The organism is Streptomyces sp. NPDC050738, assembly GCF_040654175.1.
In the GTDB taxonomy this organism is placed as follows: Bacteria; Actinomycetota; Actinomycetes; order Streptomycetales; family Streptomycetaceae; genus Streptomyces.
In genome coordinates this window covers 756729-780106 of the sequence record NZ_JBFAHN010000002.1, presented here as the reverse complement: position 1 = coordinate 780106, position 23378 = coordinate 756729, and the positions used below count along the sequence as shown (strand labels likewise).

Below are 23378 nucleotides of genomic sequence, written 5' to 3'. Positions count from 1 at the left end.
CTCAGTGCCCGCCTCTGTTCTCCACGCAGGGGCCGGCCGGGTCGGGCTCGGCATAGGCGCCGTGGACCTGGGTCGCCACGCCCTTCGGCGTGATCTCGGCGGAGATGCAGGCGTGGCCGTTGTGGAAGGAGAACAACACCCGCTCGTACTGCGGCCAACCGGAGCTGACGGAAAGGCCGTTGTCCTCGCCGCAGCCCCACGTGGCCAGGACGGTCCGTACGTCCTTCTCGGAGTACCGCTTGTCTTTGCGTATCGACTCCAGAGCGGGACGGATCAGGCGCACGGTGGCCTCTCCGGCAGCCCGCGCATCGGCGCTGAGTCCCCCCGCCATGCGATACGCGTGGTTCTCGTCATAGTGCGGATTCTTCGGGCTCGCGCCGCCGCCCGAAGCCGTCGTCGCGGACCGCGACGGTGACGACGAAGGCGTGCTGCCGGAGGCGCGGCCCTTGGCACATTCGGGCCTCGGCGCGTACGACGGCGAGGACACGACGGCGGACGGTGTCAGGGGGCCGTCGTGCGCCGTGGGTTCGGCCCGCGCTCCGCAGGCTGTCAGGAGCGCGGCCGAGGCGGCGACAGCCAGGGTGAGGGAGAGTATGCGGCGAGGTGACATGCCACGATCATGCCTGCTCAGCGGACGACGTCGAAGACATTCTTCTGCAGGCCGTTGGCGTACGCCTCGTGCTCGACCAGCTTCAGCTTCTGGGTGTCCTTGTCCGTGCCGCTGAACAGGCGCTTGCCCGCGCCGAGCAGCAGCGGGAAGACGAGCAGGTGGTACCGGTCGATGAGGCCCGCGTCCGAGAGGCTCTGGTTCAGGGAGGCGCTGCCGTGCACGATGATCGGGCCGCCCTCCGTCTCCTTCAGCGCCGCGATGTCGTCGAGCGAGCGCAGGATCGTGGTCTCGCCCCAGTTCGACACCAGATCCTTCTCGTCGAGGGTGGTGGAGACGACGTACTTCGGCATCGCCTTGTAGTCGGCGAAGTCCTCCATGGCGGGCCACACCGGGCTGAACGCCTCGTAACTGACCCGTCCCATCAGCATCGCGGCCGCTTCCTGCTGCTCCCGGCCCTTGATCTCGAACGCCTCGGGGAGGAACTCCATGTCCTTGAAGGTCCACCCGGAGTTCCGGTAGCCGGGCTCGCCGCCCGGGGCCTCCACGACACCGTCGAGAGAGACGAAAGCCGTGGTGATGAGAGTGCGCATGTGAAGCTCCTTGGGATCTTGTGTCGCTGCTGTCATGATCTCTGACCGCGGTGCGCGGCGAAAGTCATCGGTCTAATCTGCCAGGCATGGGAAAAACGCGGCCCACCTCGGAGTTCAACGCCCAGAACGTCACCACCGCCGACGTGGACCGGCTGGCAGCGGCCCTCGACGCGCAGGATTCCGCCGACGGTGTACGGCGCCTGCGCGCCTGGGCCCACGCGGCGCTGGACGCCCGCCCGGGCGAGGCGGCGGTCGACATCGGCTCCGGTACGGGGACGGTGGTCAGGGACCTTGCCGCCGCCGTCACCGACAAGGGCAGCGCGCTCGGCATCGAGCCGAACCCCGGTCTGCGCGCGCTCGCCGAGCGGCGTGCCGCCGAGGCGGGCAGCACGGGCCGGTTCGCGGCAGGGGAGGCGTCGGCCCTGCCGCTGGCCGATGCCTCCGTGGACGTGGTGTGGTGCGAGCGCGTCCTGCAGCATCTGTCCGATCCCGAGCAGGCCGTGGCGGAGATCGCCCGGGTGCTCAGGCCCGGCGGCCGCGCCGTCCTGCTGGACACGGACTGGGCGACGACCATCCTGCACCCCGGGGACCCCGAGACCGTCGCCGTGCTCACCTCCGCCACGCTGACGGCGGCAGCGAACCCGTACGCCGGGCGCAAGCTGACCGGCCAGCTGTCGGCCGCAGGTCTGGTCGTCGACGACCGCGGCTCCCAGGCGCTTCTGCAGGACCACAACTCCGTTGCCTGGCCGCTGATCCGGATGCTCGCCGAGTCGGCCGTGCGCAGAGGACTGATCGACGAGAAGCGGCGCGACCTGCTCTACGCCGACCTCACCGAAGCCGCCGCGCACGGCGCACTGCACATGTCCGTCACGATGTTCGGAGCCCTCGCCCACAAGCCCGCTCAAGGGCCCGCTCAGAAGTCGCCCTCCGCCACCTGAAGCACCGTCAGGCCGATCGCGCGCCATGCCTCGACGACCTGGTTGCGGTCGTCCAGGACGCACGTCACGTCGTACACCTCGCGCACATGCGCGTCGAAGAGCTCGATCTTGACGATGGAGTCCTTCCGCGAGTCGCCGGAGGCGCGCATGTGGAGGCCGTCGTACACCACGCCCACGTGCTTCGCCAGCCAACTCTCCGTCGCGGCACGCGAGTCGTCCGTACGGCCGGACAGGAACACGACCCGGTGGCCCGCCGCCTGCAGCGCGCGCACCACCTCGATCACCGGACGGTTGGGCAGGTCCTGGTGCACCCGCGTCGAGTCGAAGGGGCTTCGATTGGTGATCAGCGCGGTCGTGCCGTCGATGTCGACGAGGACGGCCTTCGGGGTGCCCGGCTTCGCCTCGTACTTGCGTACGGGCGAAGCCGCCGGAGCCTCGTCGGGCAGCGGCAGCGGCAGCGAGTGGCCCGCCAGGAAACGCTGGTGCAGCGCGCGGATCGTCTCCTCGCCGACGGTGCGCTCCCGCGCCGCGTCCCGCTCGATGCACACCTCCAGCGGCACGTCCGTGAAGTCGTGCACCTCCAGGCCCGCGCCCGCCTTCGCCGCGAGCTTCGCCAGGTCGCGGACGACGCGCTGGGGCAGGTTGGTGTCGTCGCAGACCACGTCGTAGCCCTTGGCGAGCAGCCGCAGGATCGCCGCGTCCCGTACGGCCATGACGCGCTGCTCCGTCACGCCCTTCACATGCTCGCCGGAGTCGAGCATCGCGCGCAGGTCGTCACGGTTGACCCGGGCACGGCCCGCCCGGTCCTCGGCGGTCCAGGCGGTCGCCCACGTGGACTTGCCGCTGGCGGGCAGGCCGCGGGTGAAATGCAGGGTGGTCATCAGGCCGTGTCCTCAGAGGTGTTGACGGGGCGGGAGTCGCCGGTGGGTCGCAGGGTGTGCCAGATCCGGGCCGACGGGTCGTGACCGTCCAGGAGCAGGAACAGCCAGGCGCGGTACGGGGAGCGGGCGGCGGCTGCCGCGTACTCCTTGCGCTCCCACCCCTCGGCCAGCTCGCCGAGAATACGACGGTGCTCGGCCTGCGCCGAGGCCAGGACCGCGTCGCGGCGTGCCGTCAGGTCGGCGGCGACACCCCGCACCCAGTCGTGGAACTCGTCGGGAAGCCCGTCGCAGATCGCGGCCGTCTCCTCGCCCGCGCCGAGGCGCTCCCAGACGCCCCGGGCGTTGAGGCCGGTGACGATCCGGTGCAGGGCGACGTAATCGTCCTGCTTGATCTTGATCATCGTGTGGTCGTCGTCGGGGAAGCGCAGGACCAGGCCCTCCGCGCCACCGCGCGGCTCGGCGGCCAGGGCGTCGCGCAGCGTGCCGTAACCGAAGGTGGTCACACGCGGGCCGCTCCACGGCAGCGCGTCGGCGGCTACCGGCGTGCCGCTCGCGGTCTCCACGCCGCCGAGCATCACCAGGTCGTCCAGGCCGCCGTAGTCGCAGACGATCCGGTTGGCCGGGTAGATGATCTCGAAGAGGTACGTGACACCGGGCGCGGGCTCCACGGCCGGGGCGTACCGCTCCTGCCAGAGCTTCGTCGCATGCTGAGCCTGGTCGGAGGCGAAGGAGCCACGGGTCGCGACCGCGTGGCCGTCCGGCGTCGGGTAGAGGATGCCGAGGCTGCCGTCGAGCTTGTCGGTGACCATGACCGGGGCGTCGAGTGCGAAGGAACCGGCCGGGTGCTCGGCGTAGTTGAAGAACTTCGCGTACGGGCGCGCCAGGACCCGGCCGTCCGCGTCGACGATCAGCCCTCGGCACTGACGGGTCACGGTGTCCCAAACCCGTTCGTACTGGGCCTTCTCGGTGTAATTCAGGATCCGATAGGGCAGCGAGGGGTGCACCTGCTCGCGGACGTAGCCGGCGCTGATCGACTGCGCCAGCAGATCGGGGTCGACGAGGTCATTGAGGTGGGGGTGCACGGGGGCTCCTGATAGCGCCGAAAGGGGACCCGCCGATCATGACAGCAGGTCAGCGCGCGGCGCATCAGGATTTCACCGCCCGCCAGGGCAGCCATCGTCCTCTCGCCGAACTGACGTGGCTTTACAGACCACCGACCTTGACAGCCCACAAGACCGTACGCTGGGAGAGGCGACATGTAGGGCGGCCAACCGCGGGGAGCGACATGGCACTTGGCGCACTGGGCTACAGCAGGCGCACCGGCGAGCTTCCCGTCGAGGTCACAGGCTTCGTGGGCCGCTCGACCGAGCTCGCCCGGGTACGCGACCTGGTCGTCCACCACCGGCTCACCACCCTCGTGGGCCCCGGCGGAGTCGGCAAGAGCCGGCTCGCGCTGCGCACCGCACTCGCTCTGAAGGGTGAATTCGTCGACGGGGTCGTCCTCGCCGAGCTGTCCGCCCTGCACGACCCCGAGCTCCTCCCGCACACCATCGCCCATGCCCTCGGCCTGCCCGAGCAGGCCGGCAGGCCGCTGCTCGACATCGTCATAGAGCACCTCCAGGAGCGTCGCCTCCTCCTGGTCATCGACACCTGCGAGCACCTCCTGGACGCCTGCGCGCTCCTCGCCGACCTGCTGCTCCGCGAGGCCCCAGGCGTCACCGTCCTGGCCACCAGCCGTCAGCCGCTCGACGTCCCCGGCGAGCACACCCTCGCCATCCAGCCGCTCCAGCAGTCCGACGCCGAGGCGCTGTTCGCCCAGCGCGCCGCCGCCGTCGTCCCCGGCTTCACCGTCGACGACACCAACCGCGCGGACGTCCTGGCGCTCTGCCGCCGCCTCGACGGCATCCCCCTCGCCATCGAGCTCGCGACCGTACGGCTCCGCGCCATCCCCCTCGCCCAGTTGACCGCCCGCCTGGAGCACCGCTTCCGCGTCCTCACCGGCGGGCGCCGCAGCGCGGCCCTCCCACGCCATCAGACGCTCCGTACGGCCATCGACTGGAGCCATGAACTCTGCTCCGCCGAGGAACGCCTGCTCTGGGCCAGGCTCTCCGTCTTCGCGGGCCCCTTCGACCTGACGGCCGTCGAGGAGGTCTGCTCCGGCGAGGGCCTGCCGCGCGACGAGATCATCGAGCACCTCATCGGGCTCGTCGACAAATCGGTGGTGCTGCGCGACAGCGAGGACGGCTCGCACTACCGCCTCCTGGACACCATCCGCGAGTACGGCTCCGACCAGTGCGCCGCGATGGAGGGCGAGCAGGAGCGCTGCCGCCGGCTGCACCGCGACCACTTCCTGGCCCGCGTCCTGGACTTCCAGATCATGATCCTCACCGCGGAACAGGTGCCGCTGTACTGGCAGTTGACGCGTGACATCGCCGATCTGCGCAGCGCGCTCGAATACTCCCTCTCCCGCCCCGACGGCATCCGCCCCGCCCTGTGGATGGCCGCGGGCCTCTGGCCGGTGTGGATCACGGCAGGGCTCTCCAAAGAAGGCCGCTACTGGCTGGCCAAGGGGCTCGAAGCCGAGCCGGAGGCCTGCGAGGAACGCTCGGCGGCGCTTCTCTGGGGCGGCCTCATCGCGCTCACCCAGGGCGACCTGGAGCCGGCCCTCGCCTCCTTCGAGGAGACCCGCGAGGTCGCCGGGAAGGCGGGCGCACAAGGCGACTTCGCGCTGTCGTCGGCGTACGTCGGAGCAGTGACCTGGCTCCTCGGCGACGAGGCGACGGGCGCGCCGATGATGGCCGAATCCCTGAAGCTCCTGACCCGGCTCGGCGACCGCAAGTACCTGCTCATCTACCGCTACCAGAAGGCGTACATGCACGCCCTGCTGCGCCAGCCGGACGCGGCGATGCACGAAGCGGCCGAGGCGCGCCTGCTGATCGGCACCGACTCGGGGGAGTGCATCGCCACCGGCCAGATCATGATCTTCGAGGCCATGGCGACCTGGACCAGAGGAGACGCGGCGCGCTGCATCGACCTCACCCGCGCGGGCCTCGCCACCAGCCGCGAGGTCCGGGAGATGTTCGGCGCCGCCAACAGCCTTGAGCTGCTGGCCTGGTGCGCCGCCGATCTGGGCCGCCCGACCGAGGCGGCCTGGCTGCTCGGGGCGGCCGGAGCGCTGTGGCGTACGGTCGGCTCCCCCATGGTGGGCGTGGCGCTGTACGCCGACGACCACACCCGTATCGAGACCGCCGTACGGACCGAACTGGGCGACCAGGAGTACCACCGCCTCTTCACCCAGGGCGCCCAACTGCCCCTGGACCGTGCCGTGGAGCTGGCCCTCGCAGGCGCCGACAGCCCGACGGCCGCCCTGCCCGCGCTCTCGGACACGGCGTCGGCCGACAACCTCACCCGGCGCGAGCGCGAGGTCGCCGCCCTGGTCGCTCAGGGCATGACCAACCGCGAGATCGCCGAGCGTCTCGTCATCTCCAAGCGCACGGCCGACGCCCACGTCGAACACATCCTGGCCAAGCTGGGCTTCTCGTCCCGCGCCCAGATCGCAGCGCTCGCAGAGGGCAGCGCCGCCGCCTAGGGGGTGTCCGGCTCCCCGGGCCGCAGCCGCCCCTCCACCACATCGAGTGCCACCTCGGCGAGCTTGCGCCGGTGCGAGCGGGCGTAACCGCGCATCAGCTCGAAGGCCTGGTCCATGGAGAGCGTCAGACGGTTGGCGAGCACACCTTTCGCCTGTTCGATGACGATCCTGCTGGTCAGCGCCTGTTCCAGCTGGGAGGACAGGAGCCGGCTCGCGGTCAGATCGCGCTCCCGCAGCAGAGCCATGGTCGCGGCATCGGCCAGCGACTGCGCGAGCGCGAGGAAGTCTGCGCCCAGCGGCTCATGCTCGTTGCGCAGCAGGACGAGCGCGCCCACGGACTCCTCGCGCAGCCGCAGCGGAAGCGCCACGACCCGGGCGTAGCCCACCGCACGGGCCCGTGCGGTGTACTTCGGCCAGCGTTGCCGAGCCACCATCCCGTCCATCACCGTCTCGGGAATCACCCCGGAACGGCGGCAGTCCCAGGCGGGCCCCTCCTGCCAGTCGGTGGCCTCCAACTCCAGCTGTGCCACCCGTGGTTCGGACGCGGCGACCCGCACGACCTGCGGATGTCCGGTGACGATCACCGCGCCCGCCGCGTCGACGCCGAGCACCTCCACGCTGCGTTCCGTGAGGACGGTGAGAAAGTGGGTGAGGTCGCGGACGTGCTCCAGGGTGTCGGCCAGTGCCACGAAAGCATTGGCCAGCCGTTGGTCCGGCGTGGACATGGGGTCTTCCCCTCGGTGGTTGACGTCAGTTGAGCTTCAGGTCTCCGGACACGATGAGCAGGGCAATGGCCTCCGGCGACTCACCCGCGGCAAAAGCGCGCGCCCTGATGAGCGCGGTCGCATCGTTCACCGGGCAGTGGAGCTGCTCGGACACCATGCCGGCGGCCTGGTGCACCACCACCCGCAGATCCGTTCCGCCGTACAGGTCCGGTTCGGCGTCGGCGCCGAGCAGCACCCCGTCCGCGAGCGCGGCCGCGACGCCGACGAGGGTCCCACCCTCCGCCAGCCCGGGCCGGGGGTCGAAGACGGTCAACGCGCCGATGCACCCGTCCGCCGTCCGCAGCGGTGCGGCGACGACCGCGGCCAGGCGCAGCGCGGCGAGCCCCGTGCCGTAACCGGGCCATCGCTCCTCGACGGCGGCTCCCGAAGCGGAGACGGTGGCCAGCCCGCGTGCCGCGTCCAAGGCAGGACCCGCCCCCAGGACGAACTCCAGATCCTGCGCCGCACGCGCGGAGGAATCCGATGCGGCGACAGCGAGTTGGCTGAGGTCGGGACCGAGCAGGGTGAGTGCGGCGCTGCGCGTACCGCAGGCCTCGGCGACTCCGGTCATGAACACCGGCCGGCCTGCGCCGCGATGGGTCAGCCAGTCGGTCAGCCGGCGGGCGTACGCCTCCTGGAGCCGGCCCGCGATGCGATGGCGCTCCTCGATGGAGCGGTGCAGCGCCGCCATGGAGGTGTGCAGCTCCCGCCCGGTCTCGGCCGCCAGCCGCTCATGACGCTCGGCGATCACCCGCTGCTGTGCGGCGCGTTCCATCGCGCGCACCACGCGCAGCCATGCCGCGCCCGCCTGCCCCGCGCCCAGTGCTTCACCGTATTCACCCGCCGTGGCCATGGAATGAGCATATTCCTCAATACGTCAGGCGGAGGCCTTGTTGGAGGCATCCTCCATCAGCAGGACCACGCCCCCGTTGTGGCCGTCGAACGGCGAGCAGATCACCGCACAGTCGATGGCCCGGCCGATGCGGTTGACCGCAGGGACGCTGACCGGCCCCTCCCGCTTCCCCGACGTGATGCACTGCTGGATGATTTCCCGCAGCCCCGAGGTCGGCAATCCGAAGTCCAGGCCGAAGAAATGCTCGTTGAGGACCTCTTCGGTACGCAGCCCCCACAGGTCGACCGCGCCCCGGTTCCAGCTCTTGACCGCCATCTCCGCGGACAGCACGACCACACCGGCGGCGATCGAACTCACCACGCCTTCGAGGAAGGCCCGTGCCTCGTCCAGATCCGCGGTGCGCAGGCGCATCTCGTCGTTCATGGTCTGGAGCTCCTCATGACCGGACTGGAGCTCTTCGTTGGTGGTCTCCAGCTCCTCGTTGGTCGACTGGAGTTCCTCGTTGGTGGTTTCCAACTCCTCGATGCTGGACTGGAGTTCCTCGTTGGTGGTCTCCAGCTCCTCATTGGTGGACTGGAGTTCCTCGTACGCGGTCTCCAGGTCCTCCCGCACGCGTTTGACCTCCGCCTTGAGCTGTGTCGCCAGGGTGACGTCGGTGAAGGTGACGGACGTGGCCACCGGCAGACCGGGGCCGTGCGAGATCGGCTGGATCAGGATGTCGAAGTACTGCACCTCTTCGATCAGATGCCGCTCCACACCGTTGACCCGCAGCGTCCGGCGTTCATGGGTCGCCTGGTCGATCAGGGAGCGCAGTTCGGTGGGCCGGTAGGAGATCTCCAGGTCCTGGAAGGGGCGGCCGACGTCGCCCGTCGTGAGCCCGAACCGGGCCCGCGCCTGGCTGTTGATCATCACCACGATGCCCTCCGCGTCCAGGGCGATCGTCGCGTTCGGCGTCGCGTCCAGGAGCAGGTCGTGCAACTGGCGGTTGCGCGTGGCGGTCTTCATCTCCGTCCCCATGCCCGCCCTGAGCTTCACGGGATGGACGGGGTGCGGTCCGCCGTTCGCGCCGGGCCTGCGCTTGAAGACGCGCTGGCGGATGCTCACGACCTTGAACCGGTCCCCGTCGTTGAGCAGCATCTCCGCCTTGCCCAGGAAGAGGAAGCCGCCCTCCCGCAGGGCGAAGTGGAATCGGTTGACGATGTGGGTCTGCGCCTCGACGTTGAAGTACATCAGCGTGTTGCGGCAGACCAGCAGGTCGAGCCGGGAGATGGGGGCGTCACGGGTGATGTCGTGCCGGCCGAAGATGACCTTGCGCCGCAGGTCCGAGCGGAAGAGGAACTTGGCGCCGCTCTGCTCGAAGTAGGTGTCGCGCAGTTCCGCGGGGAGCGGCTCCAGGGCTTTCGCCGTGAAGAGCCCCGAGCGGGCGTCGCGCAGTGCCTCCTCGTCCACATCGGTCGCGTAGATCTTGACGCGGCGCAGGAACTCCTCGGGCCCCAGCGCTTCCGCGAACAAGATGGCCAGCGAGAACGCCTCCTCACCGCTGGAGCAGCCCGCGCTCCAGATCCGGATCTCGTCCTCGGGGTCCGCCTCCGCCAGCACCTGCGGCACGGCCTCGCGCTGCAGCAGGTCCCACGCGTCGGGGTCGCGGAATACGGAGGTGACGTTGATCAGGATCGTGTTGAAGAGCGCCTGGAATTCATCCGCGTCGGTCTCCAGACGGTCGCGGTAGTCCGCGAAGCCGTTCGCCCCGGCGTCGCTCATCCGCTTGCGGATCCGCCGCCCCAGCGTGGAGCGCTTGTATCCGGTGAAGTCGAAGCCCCGCGCGTCCCTGATGAAGCCGAGCAGCTCCTCAAGGCCCTCATCCGTCCTGGTGCCGGCCGGATCGTTCATTACTGCCTCTTGGTGTCGACGAGCCCGCGGATCGTCGCCGCGATGTCTTCAAGAGGTAGCACGAAGTCGGCGGCTCCGGTGGCCACCGCGGCATCCGGCATCCCCTTGAACTCCGCTGTGAGCGGATCCTGCACGATGACGGTACCGCCGTACGCCTTCACGGTGTCCACGCCCTTCGCGCCGTCGACGCCCGTACCGGTCAGTACGCAGACGAGGGCCTGGTCTCCGTAGGCGGCGGCCACCGACTCGAAGAGGAGGTCGGCGGAGGGACGTACGAAGTGGACGAGGTCGGTGCTCGTCAGTGACAGGCGACCGTCGGAACCGACGAGCAGATGGTGGTCGGGCGGTGCCACATAGACCGTTCCGGCCTCCACCGGCTCACGGTGCTGCGCCAGTTTGACGGGGAGCAGGGAACGGCGGGCCAGGACCTCGGCGATGTAGCTCCGGTGCTTGCGGTCGAGGTGCTGGACGATCAGCACCGGCACCCGCAGTTCGGTGCCGAGGGCGCTGAGCAGCGTCCCGAGCCCTTTGATGCCCCCGGCCGAGGACGCGACAGCAAGGACGGAGTACCGCTGCTGTGTGCGCTGATCGGAGGTCATGGTTCGAGCCTATCGGCCAGCGGCCCGACCGGCTGTGTGCCGGTCGGGCCGCTGGTCGGGCGTATGGGGGGGGAGCGGGTCAGCTGGGGGACTCGGCGCCGCGTCGCGCGTAGAACCACCAGGTCACGACCATGCAGCTGGCATAGAACCCCACGAAGCCCCACATCGCGCTGGTCACCGCGAAGTTGGCGAACAGGGCGGGGATGAAGAAGAAGCCGTACGCCGCGATGGCCGCGGTGAAGCCGGTGACCGCACCGGCCTCCATCTCGGTCTGCTTCAGTGCCTTCGCGTGTTCGGGCGTGCCCTCCGTCAGCCCCTTGAGGTGCTGGTTGCGGAAGATGACCGGGATCTGGCGGAACGTCGAGCCGTTGCCGATGCCGGAGAAGAAGAACGCCGCGAGGAAGCAGAGGAAGAAGCCGGTGAAGTTGCCCGAACCGCCGCCGGTGGGGAGGAAGTTGATGACGCCGATGATCGATGCCGCCATGCCGACGAACGACAGGAGCGTGACCCGGGCGCCGCCCAGCCGGTCCGCGATCCAGCCGCCGGCCCAGCGGGCGAGTGCGCCGAGCGCAGGTCCCATCCAGGCGTACGTGGCGACCGAGTAGTCCGGGAAGGTGGTCTTGATCAGCATCGGGAGGGCCGCGGCGAAGCCGATGAAGGAGCCGAAGGTCCCGACGTACAGCCAGGTCATCAGCCAGGTCTGCTTGCGCTTGAAGATGATCTTCTGCTGGCTGAAGGAGGTCGATGCGGTCTTCAGGTTGTTCTGGCCGAACCAGGCGACGACCGCCAGGACGATCAGGACCGGGACCCACAGGAAGGCCGCGTTCTGGAGGAAGACCTCGTTGCCGGTCTTGGCGTTGTGCTGGCCCGAGCCGATGGCGATCACCGAGCTGGTGATGACGATCGGGGTGAGCAGCTGCACGACGGAGACACCGAGGTTGCCGAGGCCGCCGTTGATGCCGGTCGCGTTGCCCTTCTCGCGCTTGGGGAAGAAGAAGCCGATGTTGGCGAGCGAGGAGGAGAAGTTCGCGCCGCCGATGCCGCAGAGCGCGGCGATCGTGGCCATCACGGCGTACGGCGTGGAGGTGTCCTGGATCGCGAAGCCCAGCCAGATCAGCGGGACGATCAGCACGAGCGTGGAGAGCGCGGTGAAGGTGCGCTGGCCGATCTTCGGGCCGAGGAAGGTGTAGAAGATGCGGGCCGTGCCGCCGGTGAGGCCGGGGATCGCGGTCAGCCAGAAGAGCTGTGAGGTGGAGAAGGAGAAGCCGACGTCCGTGAGGTTGGTGGCGGTGACGCTCCACACCTGCCACACCACGAAGGCGACCAGGAGGGCCGGGACCGCGATCCACAGGTTGCGCTGGGCGACGCGGCGGCCGGTGGACTGCCAGAAGAGCTCGTTCTCCGGCTCCCAGTCGGAGATCGTTCGGCCCGGCCTGTACTGGTCGAGGTCGTACGACTGCCCCGTGGTGGCGGTCGCTTCCTGTACGGCTGGGCTCATGGCTGCGTCCCGGTGGTGAGGAGGAGATCCTTGCTCTTCCAGAGTGGATCCGGGCATAAGGGCGGGATCAGAGGCCTTGGTCGGGTTCTGGCAGGGATTTGGTCCCCATTCACACCTCGTGGACCGTGAGCGCCACTTCGGGGTCGTCCAGGCAGATGCCCGTACGGAGATCGAAGACGTGCTTGTGCATGGGGGAGGAGACGACCGGGGCGCCGTCCCGGGAGCCCATGATCCCGTCGGCGATGACATCGGCACCCGAGAACGGGTCCCGGTTGCTCACCGCGTACACACGCCCCTCCCGGTCCTTGAAGAGGGCCGCCTGTGAGCCGTCGGGGAGCGCTGTCGCCCGGCCTCGGCCCGGCTCCAGGTCCTCGACGAAGGAGACCCCGTCGTCCGGTGCCGAGGTGAACGGCGCGAAGCGGCGCAGTTTCTCCGGGTCCGCGAGCACGGCCGCCCACTCGTCCTGGTACGCGGCGACGTGCCGGTCCATCTGCGCTTCGAGATCGGCGCACAGTCCGAGGGAGTCCTCGATCAGTACGGACTTCAGGTGCTCGATGCCGCCCTCGGTCCGCTCCAGCCACGCCGAGGTGCGCTCCAGGCGCTCGGCCGTGCGCACGTAATACATGAGGAAGCGGTCCATCAGCCTGAAGAGCGCGGACGCGTCCAGGTCGGCGGCGAGCAGCTCCGCATGGCGCGGGGTGGTGCCGCCGTTCCCGCACACGTACAGGTTCCAGCCGTTGGCCGTCGCGATGACGCCGATGTCCTTGCCGCGCGCCTCGGCGCACTCGCGCAGACAGCCCGAGACACCGCCCTTGACCTTGTGCGGGGACCTGAGCCCGCGGTAGCGCAGCTCGATGTCGATGGCGAGCTGCACCGAGTCGCCCTGGCCGAAGCGGCAGAACTTGGCGCCGACGCAGGACTTCACCGTACGGAGCGACTTGCCGTACGCATGGCCCGACTCCATCCCCGCGTCGACCAACCGCCGCCAGATGTCCGGAAGTTGGGCGGCGCGGGCGCCGAACAGGTCGATCCGCTGGCCACCGGTGATCTTCGTATAGAGGCCGTAGTCGCGCGCCACCTCGCCGATGACGATGAGCGCGTCGGGGGAGATCTCGCCGCCGGGGATGCGCGGGACGACCGAATAGGTGCCGTCCTTCTGGAGGTTGGCGAGATAGAGGTCGTTGGAGTCCTGGAGCGTGGCCTGCTCGCCGTCGAGGATGTGGGCCAGGCCCAGCTCGGGGCCGAGCGTGCCGAGGACATTGCCGACGACCGGCTTGCAGACGGCGCAGCCCTCGCCCGTGCCGTACTTCTCCAGGAGTTCGGTGAAGGAGCGGATGTGCTCGTCGCGTACGGCGGCGTATATCTCGGACCGCGACAGCGCGAAGTGCTCGCACAGCCCGGTGGGCTTCTCGATCCCGGCGGCCGTGAGCTCCGCGTCGAGCACCGCCTGCAGGGCGCCGGTGCAGCCGCCGCAGCCCGTGCCCGCCTTGGTGCACTGCTTGATGCCGCCGAGGTCGGTGAGGCCGTTGTCGGCGACGGCCGTACGTATCGCGCCCTTGGTGACGTTGTGGCAGCTGCAGAGCACGGCGTCGTCGGGCAGCGCGTCGGCGCCCGGCACCTCCGCCGCGGTCGCGGGCAGGACGTATGCCTCGGCGGGGGCGGGCAGTTGACGGCCGGCGTGCGGCTTCAGCGAGCCGTACGCCTCCGCGTCGCCGACCAGGATCCCGCCGAGCAGCGCACCGTCCGGGCCGAGCAGCAGCTTCTTGTAGACGCCCTCGCGTGCGTCGGAGAAGACGACCGCGACGGCGCCCGCCGTCTGGTCCGCCTCGGCGAAAGGATCGCCGAACGATGCCACGTCGGCGCCCATCAGCTTCAGCTTGGTGGAGGTGTCAGCGCCGGTGAACGTCAACTGCCCCTCGCCCGCCAGGGATTCGGCGGTCGTCTCGGCCATCTGGTAGCCGGGAGCGACCAGACCGTAGACCCGGCCGTCGACGGTCTGCGCGCACTCGCCGATCGCGTAGATGTACGGGTCGCTGGTCCGGCAGTGCGCGTCGACCACCACACCGCCCCGGTCGCCCACCGCGAGCCCGCACTCGCGCGCGAGCCGGTCGCGCGGCCGTACACCCGCGGAGAAGACGACGAGGTCGGCCTCGATGTGCTCGCCGCTGTTGAGCCGCAGCCCGCGGGCCCTGCCGCCGTCGTCGAGGTCCACCTCCTGCGCGCCGACCCCGGTGTGCACGGCGACGCCCATCGACTCGATGGTGGCGCGCAGCGCGGCCGCGCCCCCGTCGTCGACCTGCAGCGGCATCAGCCGCGGCGCGAACTCCACGACGTGGGTCTTCAGCCCGAGCGTGCGCAGTGCGCCCGCGGCTTCGAGGCCGAGGAGCCCGCCGCCCACGACGACGCCCGTGCCACGGCTCTCGTCCGCCGCGTAGGCGGTCAGCGCCTCGACGTCGTACAGCGTGCGGTACGTGAAGCACCCCGGGGCGTCGGCGCCTGGGACCGGCGGCACGAAGGGGTACGAGCCGGTGGCGATGACCAGCGCGTCGTAGGCGACTGTGGCACCCGAGGTGGTGGTGACGGTGCGAGCGGCACGGTCGACGGTCTCGGCGGGGTCGCCGAGGCGCAGATCGATGCCGTGCGCCTCGATGAACCCGGGTGCGACGAGGGTGAGTTCATCGGGGGATGCGCCGGTGAAGGCGGACGAGAGGTGCACGCGGTCGTACGCGGGACGGTCCTCCTCGGCCAGGACGACGACCTCCCAGCCGGGCCCGTCGGGAACGGCGGGGTCGGTGAGCGCGCCGCGCTCGGCCAGGGCTTCGAGGAGGCGGTGTCCCACCATCCCGTGGCCGATCAGCACAAGGGTCTGCACCATGGGGGCACGCTCCGTCGCAGGTCGATAAGGGTCCTGACCTCCGACGTTAGGGGTACGGGACGTCCGGTCCGCCCGGTGAAGGACCTGTATGGACAGGACCTGTGGCCCTGCGGGACGGGGCGTCCGGAGAGCCCCGCGGGCCCGCCGCCCACGTAGCGTCGAAGTGCGGGCTGCTCCCCGACGACCCGTCGCAGCCCGCCCCACCGCTTCCCAGGAGTCGGCTGTGCTCTTTCCCGTTCCCCCCGCGCTCGTACTCGCCGTCCACGGCAGTGCCGCGCCCGCGGCGGCCGCCACCGTCGGACGGCTCGCCCGTAACGTCGAGGGACTGTGCGGCGTCGCGCCCGTCATCGGACACCTCGATCACGAGGAGCCCTCGCTGGCCACCGCACTCGGCAGGGCCGCCGAATCCGGGCACACCCGCGCCGTCGTCGTGCCGCTGCTGCTCGGGGACGGATATCACCGGACCGTGGACGTGCCCGCCGTCGTCGAAGCGGCCGGGGACGGACTCGACTGCGTACTGACCGAAGGCCTCAGCGGCGAGCAGGATGTCGCGCTCGCCCTCTACGGGCGGCTGCGCGAGGCCGAGTGCCGGGCCGGGGAGCGCGCCGACGCGATCGTCCTGGCCGCGGCCGGTTCGTCACGGCGCGGCGGCAACGACGGCGCGAAGGTGGCGGCCGATCAGCTGCGGACGCTCCTGGACGACGAGCGCGGGCCGGTGCCCCTGGTGCCCGCGTACTGCTCCGCCGCCGAGCCGACCGTGCCCGACGCGATCACCGTGCTGCGCTGGGCCGGCCACCAGCGGATCGTCGTCGTCCCGCATCTGCTCGCGCCCGGCCGTTTCACGGACGCGCTCGCATCCTCCGGCGCGGACACCGTCGCCGATCCGGTGGCCGACCACCCGCGGATCGCCCGGATCGTGGTCGCCCGCTACGAGTCGGCCCTGCGGGCGCGAACTCCCGCAACTGCAAACGGTGTTACGAGCGGTCGTCGTCCAGCCGCCGGACGAGACCGGCGAAGGCAGCCTGCTCGGCAGGGGTGAGGACCACCCGCTCGCCCGAGTGCCCGCGCTGTGCGGGGACGTGGCGCAGCGGCTGCCCGGTGCGCCAGACCGACACCGCGAAGCGGTCCCGGCGCATGATGCGGACCAGGCCGACGACCCAGGCCGCGGTCGCCAGGGCGAGGACGGCCAGGCCTATCTGCTGAAGGACGGAGACGTGCTGAAGCATGCGGCCCAGTAGACAACACGGGCAGGGACGTATGGCAGGGGGGAATGGGACTTAAGTCCCGAAGGTGACGCATCTCGCATACGGCGCACACCCCGCCCGGGGGCTCCTACTCCAGCCCGGACACCTTGAACACGGTCCGGGCCGTCTCGCGGTCGACGCGTGCCGCGATCTGCCGCAGCGCCCTCTCGCCACAGCGGAGCAGCCCCCGCTCGGCGCCGGTGCGGGCATCCCGGTCGAGTACATGCCACAGCGGGGGATTGGCGACCAGCACCTTCGGATCGATCTCCACCCGCCCGCCGTCCGCGTCGGACAGCACCAGACGCTGGGCGACCCCGTCCGACCAGCGCACCGACACCAGCCGGTCGGTACGCACGGCGGTCCGGCGCAGCAGCCCGCGCGAGACCAGCACCCCCCGGCCCACCGACACCCTGGCCGGCCAGAGCACGGCGAACAACAGGACTGCCAGGCCGGTCCACAGCCCGGCACGCGGAACACTCAGCGTGCCGGCCACGGCGTCGATGGCGAAGAGCAGCCCCAGCAGCAGCACCGCACACCCGACCGCCGCACGGGCATCACCCGCCCAGGTGGCGTCGTGGACCACCGCGCCGTACGCCGTAGGCCGTGGCGCTCTGCTGTGTCCCGCCGCGATGCGCGTGCTCCTGTGTCCCATTCACCGGGACGGTAGGCGGCCCGGGCACGGCACGCGCCCCGCCTTGACGGACCGCTGACGCGCCACCGCCTTTTCCTGACGCACGCCTTACGCAAATCCGGTGCAATGAAAGGCAGTTGACGCTGGTCAGCGGGCCGAACGCACCGTACTGTCGCGAGCGTTCGATCACCGTACGCAAGGAGTTGGATGATGGGAACGGCCAACGGCGGTTTCTCCAAAGCGGGGTTGCTCCGACTGCACGACGTGCTGGAGCGGCACGTCGAGTCCGGGAAGATCCCCGGACTCGTCGCGCTGTTCAGCAGAGGCGACGAGACCCACGTCGAAACGATCGGGACCACGCGCCATGACGGTGGCGCGCCGATGCGCCGGGACACCATCTTCCGGATGGCCTCGACGTCCAAGCCGGTCTCGATCGCCGCGGCGATGGTCCTGCTCGACGAATGCCGGATACGCCTCGACGACACGGTGGAGGAGTGGCTGCCCGAGCTCGCCGACCGCCAGGTGCTCAAGCGGATCGACAGCCCGCTGGACGACACCGTCCCGGCGCTGCGGCCCATCACCGTGCGGGACGTGCTGACCTCCACGTTCGGGCTCGGCATGGATATGACGGTGATCGGCACCCCGATCATGGGTGCGGTCTTCGAGAAGGGGATCACGCCCAACCTCCCGGTGCCGATGCCCGGCCCCGACGAGTGGATGCGCCGCCTGGGCGAGCTGCCGCTGATGTACCAGCCCGGTGAGCGCTGGCAGTACCAGATCGCCAGCGACCTGGTCGGCGTCCTCGTCGCCCGGGTCACGGGCCAGACGTTCGAGGCGTTCCTGCGCGAGCGCGTCTTCGAACCGCTGGGCATGAAGGACACGGGCTTCCACGTGCCCGCCGACCAGATGGACCGGCTGCCGCCCCTGTACGCCCCCGACCCGGAGACCGGCGAGTTCCATGTGTGGGACGAGGCCGAGGGCGGACGCCACAGCACGCCTCCGGCGTTCCCGGGCGGCGGCGGTGGACTGAACTCGACCGCCGACGACTACCACGCCTACTTCCGGATGCTCCTCAACGGCGGAACGCACGGCAGCGAACGGATCCTGTCCCGGGCCGCCGTCGAGCTGATGACCACCAACCGCCTCACTCCCGGGCAGCAGGCCGCCCGGACCGCGATGGCCACCGAGAACGTCCACATCTCCTTCGGCCAGGGCCAGCACGGTGGCTGGGGCCTCGGCATGGCGGTGCGCACCTACCGCAGCGACTACGCCCCGCTCGGCCAGTTCGGCTGGGACGGCGGCGCCGGCACCTCGACGTACGCCGACCCGCAGAACGGGATCACCGGCATCCTGCTCACCCAGGTCGGGGCGTCGGTCCCGGACCCGGTGCGGCTGATGCACGACTTCTGGACCACGCTCTACCAGGCCGTCGAGGACTGACTCCGGCCATCACCGCACCACCGTGCGGCGGTCGGGGGATGGCGTCGGCCGCCGCACGCGTAAGAGTCGCGTCAAGGCGCCGCCCCCTGCCGTAAGGAGGCCGTCAACGGAACGCTCAAGCGGCGTATGAGGGCGTTTCCTCAAGGAGTCCGTTCACTTCCGAACTTCTTCAGGAGCTCACGATGGCCGACCTGGCCTTCGTCGTCACCGCGATCGCGGTATTCGCGCTGGTGGCACTCATCGCCAAGGGGGTGGCAAAGCTGTGACCGCCGAAAACATCGTCGGACTCGTCGTGGCCGTCGCCCTCCTCGGCTACCTCGTCCTCGCCCTTGTGTACCCGGAGAGGTTCTGAGCCCCGACATGTCTCCCGTACTTGCCGGCGTCCTCCAGATGCTCGCGCTGATCGTCGCGCTGGGCCTGGCCTACCGCCCCCTCGGCGACTACATGGCCGGCGTCTACTCCTCGAAGAAGCACCTCCGGGTCGAGAAGTGGATCTACAAGGCCATCGGCGCCGACCCCTCCACCGAGATGCGCTGGCCCGCCTATCTGCGCGGTGTCCTCGCCTTCTCGCTGGTGAGCGTCCTCTTTCTCTACCTGCTGCAGCGCGTCCAGGGCGCGCTGCCCGGATCGCTCGGCTTCTCCTCGATCGACCCGGACCAGGCGTTCAACACCGCGGCCTCGTTCGTCGCCAACACCAACTGGCAGTCGTACTACGGCGAGCAGGCCATGGGCCACGTCGTCCAGACCGGCGGCCTCGCCGTACAGAACTTCCTCTCGGCGTCCGTGGGGATCGCCGTGGCGGTCGCTCTCGTACGGGGCTTCGCCCGCTCCCGCACCGGTGAGCTCGGCAACTTCTGGGCCGACCTGGTGCGCGGCACCGTACGCATCCTCCTGCCGATCGCGGCGATCGCCGCCGTCGTGCTGGTCGCGTGCGGCGCCATCCAGAACTTCTCCGGCATCCACGAGGTCGGGCAGTTCTCGGGCGGTTCGCAGCAGTGGAACGGCGGCGCGGTCGCCTCGCAGGAGGCCATCAAGGAGCTGGGCACCAACGGCGGCGGCTACTTCAACGCCAACTCCGCCCACCCCTTCGAGAACCCCACCGGCTTCTCGAACCTCTTCGAGATCTTCCTGATCCTCGTCATCCCCTTCGCCCTGACCCGCACCTTCGGGCGCATGGTCGGCTCCCTCAAGCAGGGTTACGCGATCCTGGCGACGATGGTGACGATCTGGATCGGCTTCACCGCGCTGATGATGTGGACCGAGTTCCACCACGGCGGCCCGGCGTTCGACATCGCCGGCGGCGCCATGGAAGGCAAGGAGAATCGATTCGGCATCGCGGGATCGTCGATCTTCTCGGTCGCCACGACCCTCACGTCGACCGGCGCGGTCAACTCCTTCCACTCCTCCTACACCGGCTTCGGCGGCGGCATCACGATGCTCGGCATGCAGCTCGGCGAGATCGCACCCGGAGGTACGGGTTCCGGTCTGTACGGGATGCTGATCATGGCGATCATCGCGGTGTTCATCGCGGGCCTGATGGTCGGCCGTACACCCGAGTACCTGGGCAAGAAGATCGGCACCCGCCAGATCAAGTTCGCCGCCCTCTACATCCTCATCACCCCGGCACTGGTGCTCTGCTTCACCGCCGCGGCGATGGCGCTGCCCACCCCGGGCCACTCGATGACCAACTCGGGTGCGCACGGCTTCTCCGAGATCCTGTACGCCTACACCTCGGGCGCCAACAACAACGGCTCCGCCTTCGCCGGGCTGAACGCCGACACCCAGTGGTTCAACACCACCATCGGTCTCGCGATGCTCCTCGGCCGCTTCCTGCCCATGGTGTTCGTCCTCGCGCTGGCCGGCTCGCTCGCCGAGCAGCAGCCGGTACCGGCGACCGCGGGCACCCTGCGCACCGAGAAGCCGCTGTTCACCGGGCTGCTCGTCGGCACGATCCTGATCATCACCGGTCTCACCTATTTCCCCGCGCTCGCGCTGGGACCGCTCGCTGAAGGGCTGGCGTCATGAGTACCCTCACTCCGGCCCGCGCTCCCCACCAGGACGCACCCACCGGGCACACACCGGAATCCGGCCGGGTCGGCGGCGGTCTGTTCGACCCGAAGCAACTGATCACGTCCTTCCCCGAAGCCGTCAGGAAGCTCGACCCGCGGGTGATGGTCAAATCCCCCGTGATGTTCGTCGTCGAGATCGGGTCCGTACTGACCACGATCTTCGCGGTCAAGGACCCCGGGGACGGATTCGGCTGGGCGATCGCCGCCTGGCTCTGGCTGACCACGATCTTCGCCAACCTCGCGGAGGCGGTCGCCGAAGGGCGCGGCAAGGCGCAGGCCGACACCCTGCGCAAGGCCAAGACCGAGACCGTCGCCCGCCGTCTGAAGGGCGGCGCCGAGGAGCAGGTGGCAGGCACCGCGCTGACCATCGGTGACCTGGTGGTCTGCGAGGCGGGCGACATCATCCCCGGCGACGGTGACGTCGTCGAAGGCGTCGCGAGCGTCGACGAATCGGCCATCACCGGTGAATCGGCCCCGGTCATCCGGGAGTCGGGCGGCGACCGCTGTGCCGTCACCGGCGGTACGAAGGTGCTGTCCGACCGGATCGTCGTCAAGATCACGACGAAGCCCGGCGAGACCTTCATCGACCGCATGATCGCCCTGGTCGAGGGCGCGGCCCGGCAGAAGACGCCGAACGAGATCGCGCTGAACATCCTCCTCGCCTCGCTCACCATCGTCTTCCTGCTTGCCGTCGTCACGCTCCAGCCCTTCGCGACGTACGCCCACGCCGAGCAGTCGATGATCGTGCTCACCGCACTGCTCGTCTGCCTGATCCCCACGACCATCGGGGCGCTGCTCTCGGCGATCGGCATCGCCGGCATGGACCGCCTCGTCCAGCGCAACGTACTGGCCATGTCCGGCAGGGCAGTTGAAGCCGCGGGCGACGTCTCCACCCTCCTCCTGGACAAGACCGGCACCATCACCCTCGGCAACCGCCAGGCCTCGGAGTTCGTACCCGTCAGGGGCACCACCGAGGCGGAGGTCGCCGACGCCGCCCAGCTCTCCTCGCTGTCCGACGAGACACCAGAGGGCCGCTCCATCGTCGTACTGGCGAAGGAGAAGTACGGGCTGCGCGAGCGCCATCAGGGTGAGCTGACGCACGCCGAGTGGATCGAGTTCACCGCCCAGACGCGTATGTCGGGTGTGAACGTCGACGGGCGCAAGGTCCGTAAAGGCGCGACCGGTTCGGTCATCGCCTGGGTGAAGGAGCAGGGCGGCGTCGTGTCCGAGGACGCCGGCACCCTCTCCGACACCATCTCCCAGGCGGGTGGCACCCCGCTGCTGGTCGCCGTCGACGACGAGCGGGGGGCGCGCATCCTGGGCGTCATCCACCTCAAGGACGTCGTCAAGGAGGGCATGCGCGAGCGGTTCGACGAGCTGCGCCGCATGGGCATCAGGACGGTCATGATCACGGGCGACAACCCGCTGACCGCCAAGGCGATCGCGGAGGAGGCGGGCGTGGACGACTTCCTCGCCGAGGCCACCCCCGAGGACAAGATGGCGCTGATCAAGCGCGAGCAGGCGGGCGGCAAGCTGGTCGCGATGACCGGCGACGGCACGAACGACGCCCCGGCGCTCGCCCAGGCGGATGTCGGCGTCGCGATGAACACGGGTACGTCGGCCGCGAAGGAGGCCGGCAACATGGTCGACCTCGACTCGAACCCGACCAAGCTCATCGAGATCGTCGAGATCGGCAAGCAACTCCTCATCACCCGGGGTGCGTTGACGACCTTCTCGATCGCCAACGACGTCGCGAAGTACTTCGCGATCATTCCGGCGATGTTCGCGGTGGTCTACCCGGGCCTCGACAAGCTCAACATCATGCACCTGGCCAGCCCCGAGTCGGCGATCCTGTCCGCCGTCGTCTTCAACGCGCTGATCATCGTCGCGCTGGTGCCACTGGCCCTCAAGGGCGTGCGGTACAGGCCGATGAGCGCCGACAGGATGCTCCGCCGCAATCTCACGGTCTACGGGATCGGCGGCCTGATCGCCCCCTTCGTCGGCATCAAGATCATCGACCTGCTCGTCTCCCTCATCCCCGGAATCGGCCGATAGCCATGAACAACTCCGTAAGCGGCGCAGGCCGCCTGCTCTGGGCCGGACTCCGCGCCCTGCTCGTCCTGACCGTGGTGTGCGGCGTCATCTACCCGCTCGTCGTCACCGGTATCGCCCAGGCCGCCTTCGGCAACAAGGCCAACGGCTCCGAGATCAAGGACAACGGCAAGGTCGTCGGCTCGTCCCTGATCGGGCAGACCTACAACCTCCCGCTGAAGAAGGGCGAGGAGACCCCCGCGCCGGACCTCAAGTGGTTCCAGCCGCGCCCGTCCAACGGCCTCGGCTCCAACAGCGTCAACACCCGGTACAAGCTGATCCTGTCCGGCGCCACCAACCGCTCCGGCGACAACGCCGACCTGATCAAGTGGGTCACCGACGCCAAGGCCGCTGTCATCAAGGACAACTCGGTGAACGGCTACACGGTCCGGCCGTCGGACGTCCCGGCCGACGCCGTCACGTCGTCGGGCTCCGGTCTCGACCCGGCGATCTCACCCGCGTACGCGAAGATCCAGGTCCACCGGATCGCCGCACTCAACCACCTCACGGTGGGCGAGGTCGACCGGCTCGTCGCCGAGAACACCAGCGGCCGGCTGCTCGGCTTCATGAGCGAGCCGACGGTCAATGTCCTCAAGCTCAACATCGCCCTCAAGGACCTCACCGAGAAGTGAGCGTCGTACGGCCAGGAGGGCGGGAGCACGAGCTCCCGCCCTCCTGGCATGCACGCTTATATGTATGAACATCGTTCACATCTATGACCATTGACGTGCGCATGGTGACCCCTTAACGTCCAAAGAAAGGGCTTTCTCTTCCCGAAAGCGATGCGCTTTCCTGTGCGCTGTTCATGCACCGGAA

20 protein-coding genes are annotated in these 23378 nt (G+C 69.6%); 8 read left to right on the top strand and 12 right to left on the bottom strand.

What is annotated here, in order from left to right:
* Position 1: 1 nt before the first annotated feature.
* A complete protein-coding gene (locus tag AB0H78_RS07675) occupies positions 2–610 on the bottom strand; it encodes a hypothetical protein (RefSeq protein WP_363233346.1) in 609 nt (202 codons plus the stop codon).
* Positions 611–627: 17 nt separating this feature from the next.
* A complete protein-coding gene (locus AB0H78_RS07670; RefSeq protein WP_363233345.1) occupies positions 628–1200 on the bottom strand; it encodes a dihydrofolate reductase family protein in 573 nt (190 codons plus the stop codon).
* Positions 1201–1286: 86 nt separating this feature from the next.
* Between AB0H78_RS07670 and AB0H78_RS07665 the strand changes: the two genes are divergently transcribed.
* The gene (locus tag AB0H78_RS07665) at positions 1287–2138 is read left to right on the top strand and encodes a methyltransferase domain-containing protein (RefSeq protein ID WP_363233344.1); all 852 of its coding nucleotides are present in this window, start codon (positions 1287–1289) and stop codon (positions 2136–2138) included.
* Here the strand turns inward: AB0H78_RS07665 and AB0H78_RS07660 are convergent.
* Complete coding sequence (locus AB0H78_RS07660) at positions 2114–3019, bottom strand: AAA family ATPase (RefSeq protein ID WP_363233343.1); 906 nt, start codon at positions 3017–3019, stop codon at positions 2114–2116. The genes AB0H78_RS07665 and AB0H78_RS07660 overlap by 25 nt on opposite strands.
* The gene (locus tag AB0H78_RS07655; RefSeq protein WP_363233342.1) at positions 3019–4101 is read right to left on the bottom strand and encodes an RNA ligase; all 1083 of its coding nucleotides are present in this window, start codon (positions 4099–4101) and stop codon (positions 3019–3021) included. The genes AB0H78_RS07660 and AB0H78_RS07655 overlap by 1 nt, the downstream gene beginning before the upstream one ends.
* 203 nt (positions 4102–4304) lie before the next feature.
* On the opposite strand from AB0H78_RS07655, the gene AB0H78_RS07650 reads away from it, so the two are divergent.
* On the top strand, positions 4305–6608 hold the full coding sequence (locus AB0H78_RS07650; RefSeq protein WP_363233341.1) for a LuxR C-terminal-related transcriptional regulator: 2304 nt from the start codon (positions 4305–4307) through the stop codon (positions 6606–6608).
* Here AB0H78_RS07650 and AB0H78_RS07645 read toward each other — a convergent pair.
* The 6 genes from AB0H78_RS07645 to nirB form a co-directional block, all read right to left on the bottom strand.
* On the bottom strand, positions 6605–7333 hold the full coding sequence (locus tag AB0H78_RS07645; RefSeq protein ID WP_363233340.1) for a GAF and ANTAR domain-containing protein: 729 nt from the start codon (positions 7331–7333) through the stop codon (positions 6605–6607). The two genes, AB0H78_RS07650 and AB0H78_RS07645, sit on opposite strands and share 4 nt — an antisense overlap.
* Before the next feature lie 25 nt (positions 7334–7358).
* Positions 7359–8225 carry a GAF domain-containing protein gene (locus AB0H78_RS07640; RefSeq protein WP_363233339.1) on the bottom strand — a complete coding sequence of 289 codons (867 nt, stop codon included), beginning with the start codon at positions 8223–8225 and terminating at the stop codon, positions 7359–7361.
* 24 nt (positions 8226–8249) lie between these two features.
* Positions 8250–10115, bottom strand: coding sequence for a CheR family methyltransferase (locus AB0H78_RS07635; protein ID WP_363233338.1), 1866 nt, complete (start codon positions 10113–10115; stop codon positions 8250–8252).
* Positions 10115–10714, bottom strand: coding sequence for a chemotaxis protein CheB (locus tag AB0H78_RS07630; RefSeq protein WP_363233337.1), 600 nt, complete (start codon positions 10712–10714; stop codon positions 10115–10117). Before AB0H78_RS07630 ends, AB0H78_RS07635 begins: the two co-directional genes overlap by 1 nt.
* 79 nt (positions 10715–10793) lie before the next feature.
* Positions 10794–12212: a NarK family nitrate/nitrite MFS transporter gene (locus tag AB0H78_RS07625; protein WP_363233336.1), complete on the bottom strand. Its 1419-nt coding sequence runs from the start codon at positions 12210–12212 to the stop codon at positions 10794–10796.
* 109 nt (positions 12213–12321) lie between these two features.
* Positions 12322–15087 (bottom strand): nitrite reductase large subunit NirB, encoded by a 2766-nt coding sequence (gene nirB / locus AB0H78_RS07620; RefSeq protein WP_363233335.1) that lies wholly within the window; start codon positions 15085–15087, stop codon positions 12322–12324.
* Positions 15088–15310: 223 nt separating this feature from the next.
* Between nirB and AB0H78_RS07615 the strand changes: the two genes are divergently transcribed.
* Entirely contained in the window at positions 15311–16126 is an 816-nt protein-coding gene (locus tag AB0H78_RS07615) for a sirohydrochlorin chelatase (RefSeq protein WP_363233334.1), read from the top strand.
* Here AB0H78_RS07615 and AB0H78_RS07610 read toward each other — a convergent pair.
* Both AB0H78_RS07610 and AB0H78_RS07605 read right to left on the bottom strand, forming a co-directional pair.
* The gene (locus tag AB0H78_RS07610; RefSeq protein WP_363233333.1) at positions 16062–16313 is read right to left on the bottom strand and encodes a hypothetical protein; all 252 of its coding nucleotides are present in this window, start codon (positions 16311–16313) and stop codon (positions 16062–16064) included. The two genes, AB0H78_RS07615 and AB0H78_RS07610, sit on opposite strands and share 65 nt — an antisense overlap.
* A gap of 106 nt (positions 16314–16419) precedes the next feature.
* Complete coding sequence (locus tag AB0H78_RS07605; protein WP_363233332.1) at positions 16420–16983, bottom strand: hypothetical protein; 564 nt, start codon at positions 16981–16983, stop codon at positions 16420–16422.
* A gap of 189 nt (positions 16984–17172) precedes the next feature.
* On the opposite strand from AB0H78_RS07605, the gene AB0H78_RS07600 reads away from it, so the two are divergent.
* The 5 genes from AB0H78_RS07600 (at position 17173) to AB0H78_RS07580 (ending at position 23194) form a co-directional block, all read left to right on the top strand.
* Positions 17173–18402: a serine hydrolase domain-containing protein gene (locus tag AB0H78_RS07600; RefSeq protein ID WP_363233442.1), complete on the top strand. Its 1230-nt coding sequence runs from the start codon at positions 17173–17175 to the stop codon at positions 18400–18402.
* Between the two features lie 262 nt (positions 18403–18664).
* Positions 18665–18754: a K(+)-transporting ATPase subunit F gene (gene kdpF / locus AB0H78_RS07595; protein ID WP_175264873.1), complete on the top strand. Its 90-nt coding sequence runs from the start codon at positions 18665–18667 to the stop codon at positions 18752–18754.
* Between the two features lie 8 nt (positions 18755–18762).
* On the top strand, positions 18763–20427 hold the full coding sequence (kdpA, locus tag AB0H78_RS07590) for a potassium-transporting ATPase subunit KdpA (RefSeq protein ID WP_363233331.1): 1665 nt from the start codon (positions 18763–18765) through the stop codon (positions 20425–20427).
* The gene (gene kdpB, locus AB0H78_RS07585) at positions 20424–22526 is read left to right on the top strand and encodes a potassium-transporting ATPase subunit KdpB (protein ID WP_363233330.1); all 2103 of its coding nucleotides are present in this window, start codon (positions 20424–20426) and stop codon (positions 22524–22526) included. Before kdpA ends, kdpB begins: the two co-directional genes overlap by 4 nt.
* Before the next feature lie 2 nt (positions 22527–22528).
* Positions 22529–23194 (top strand): potassium-transporting ATPase subunit C, encoded by a 666-nt coding sequence (locus tag AB0H78_RS07580; protein WP_363233329.1) that lies wholly within the window; start codon positions 22529–22531, stop codon positions 23192–23194.
* The last annotated feature ends 184 nt before the right edge of the window (positions 23195–23378 follow it).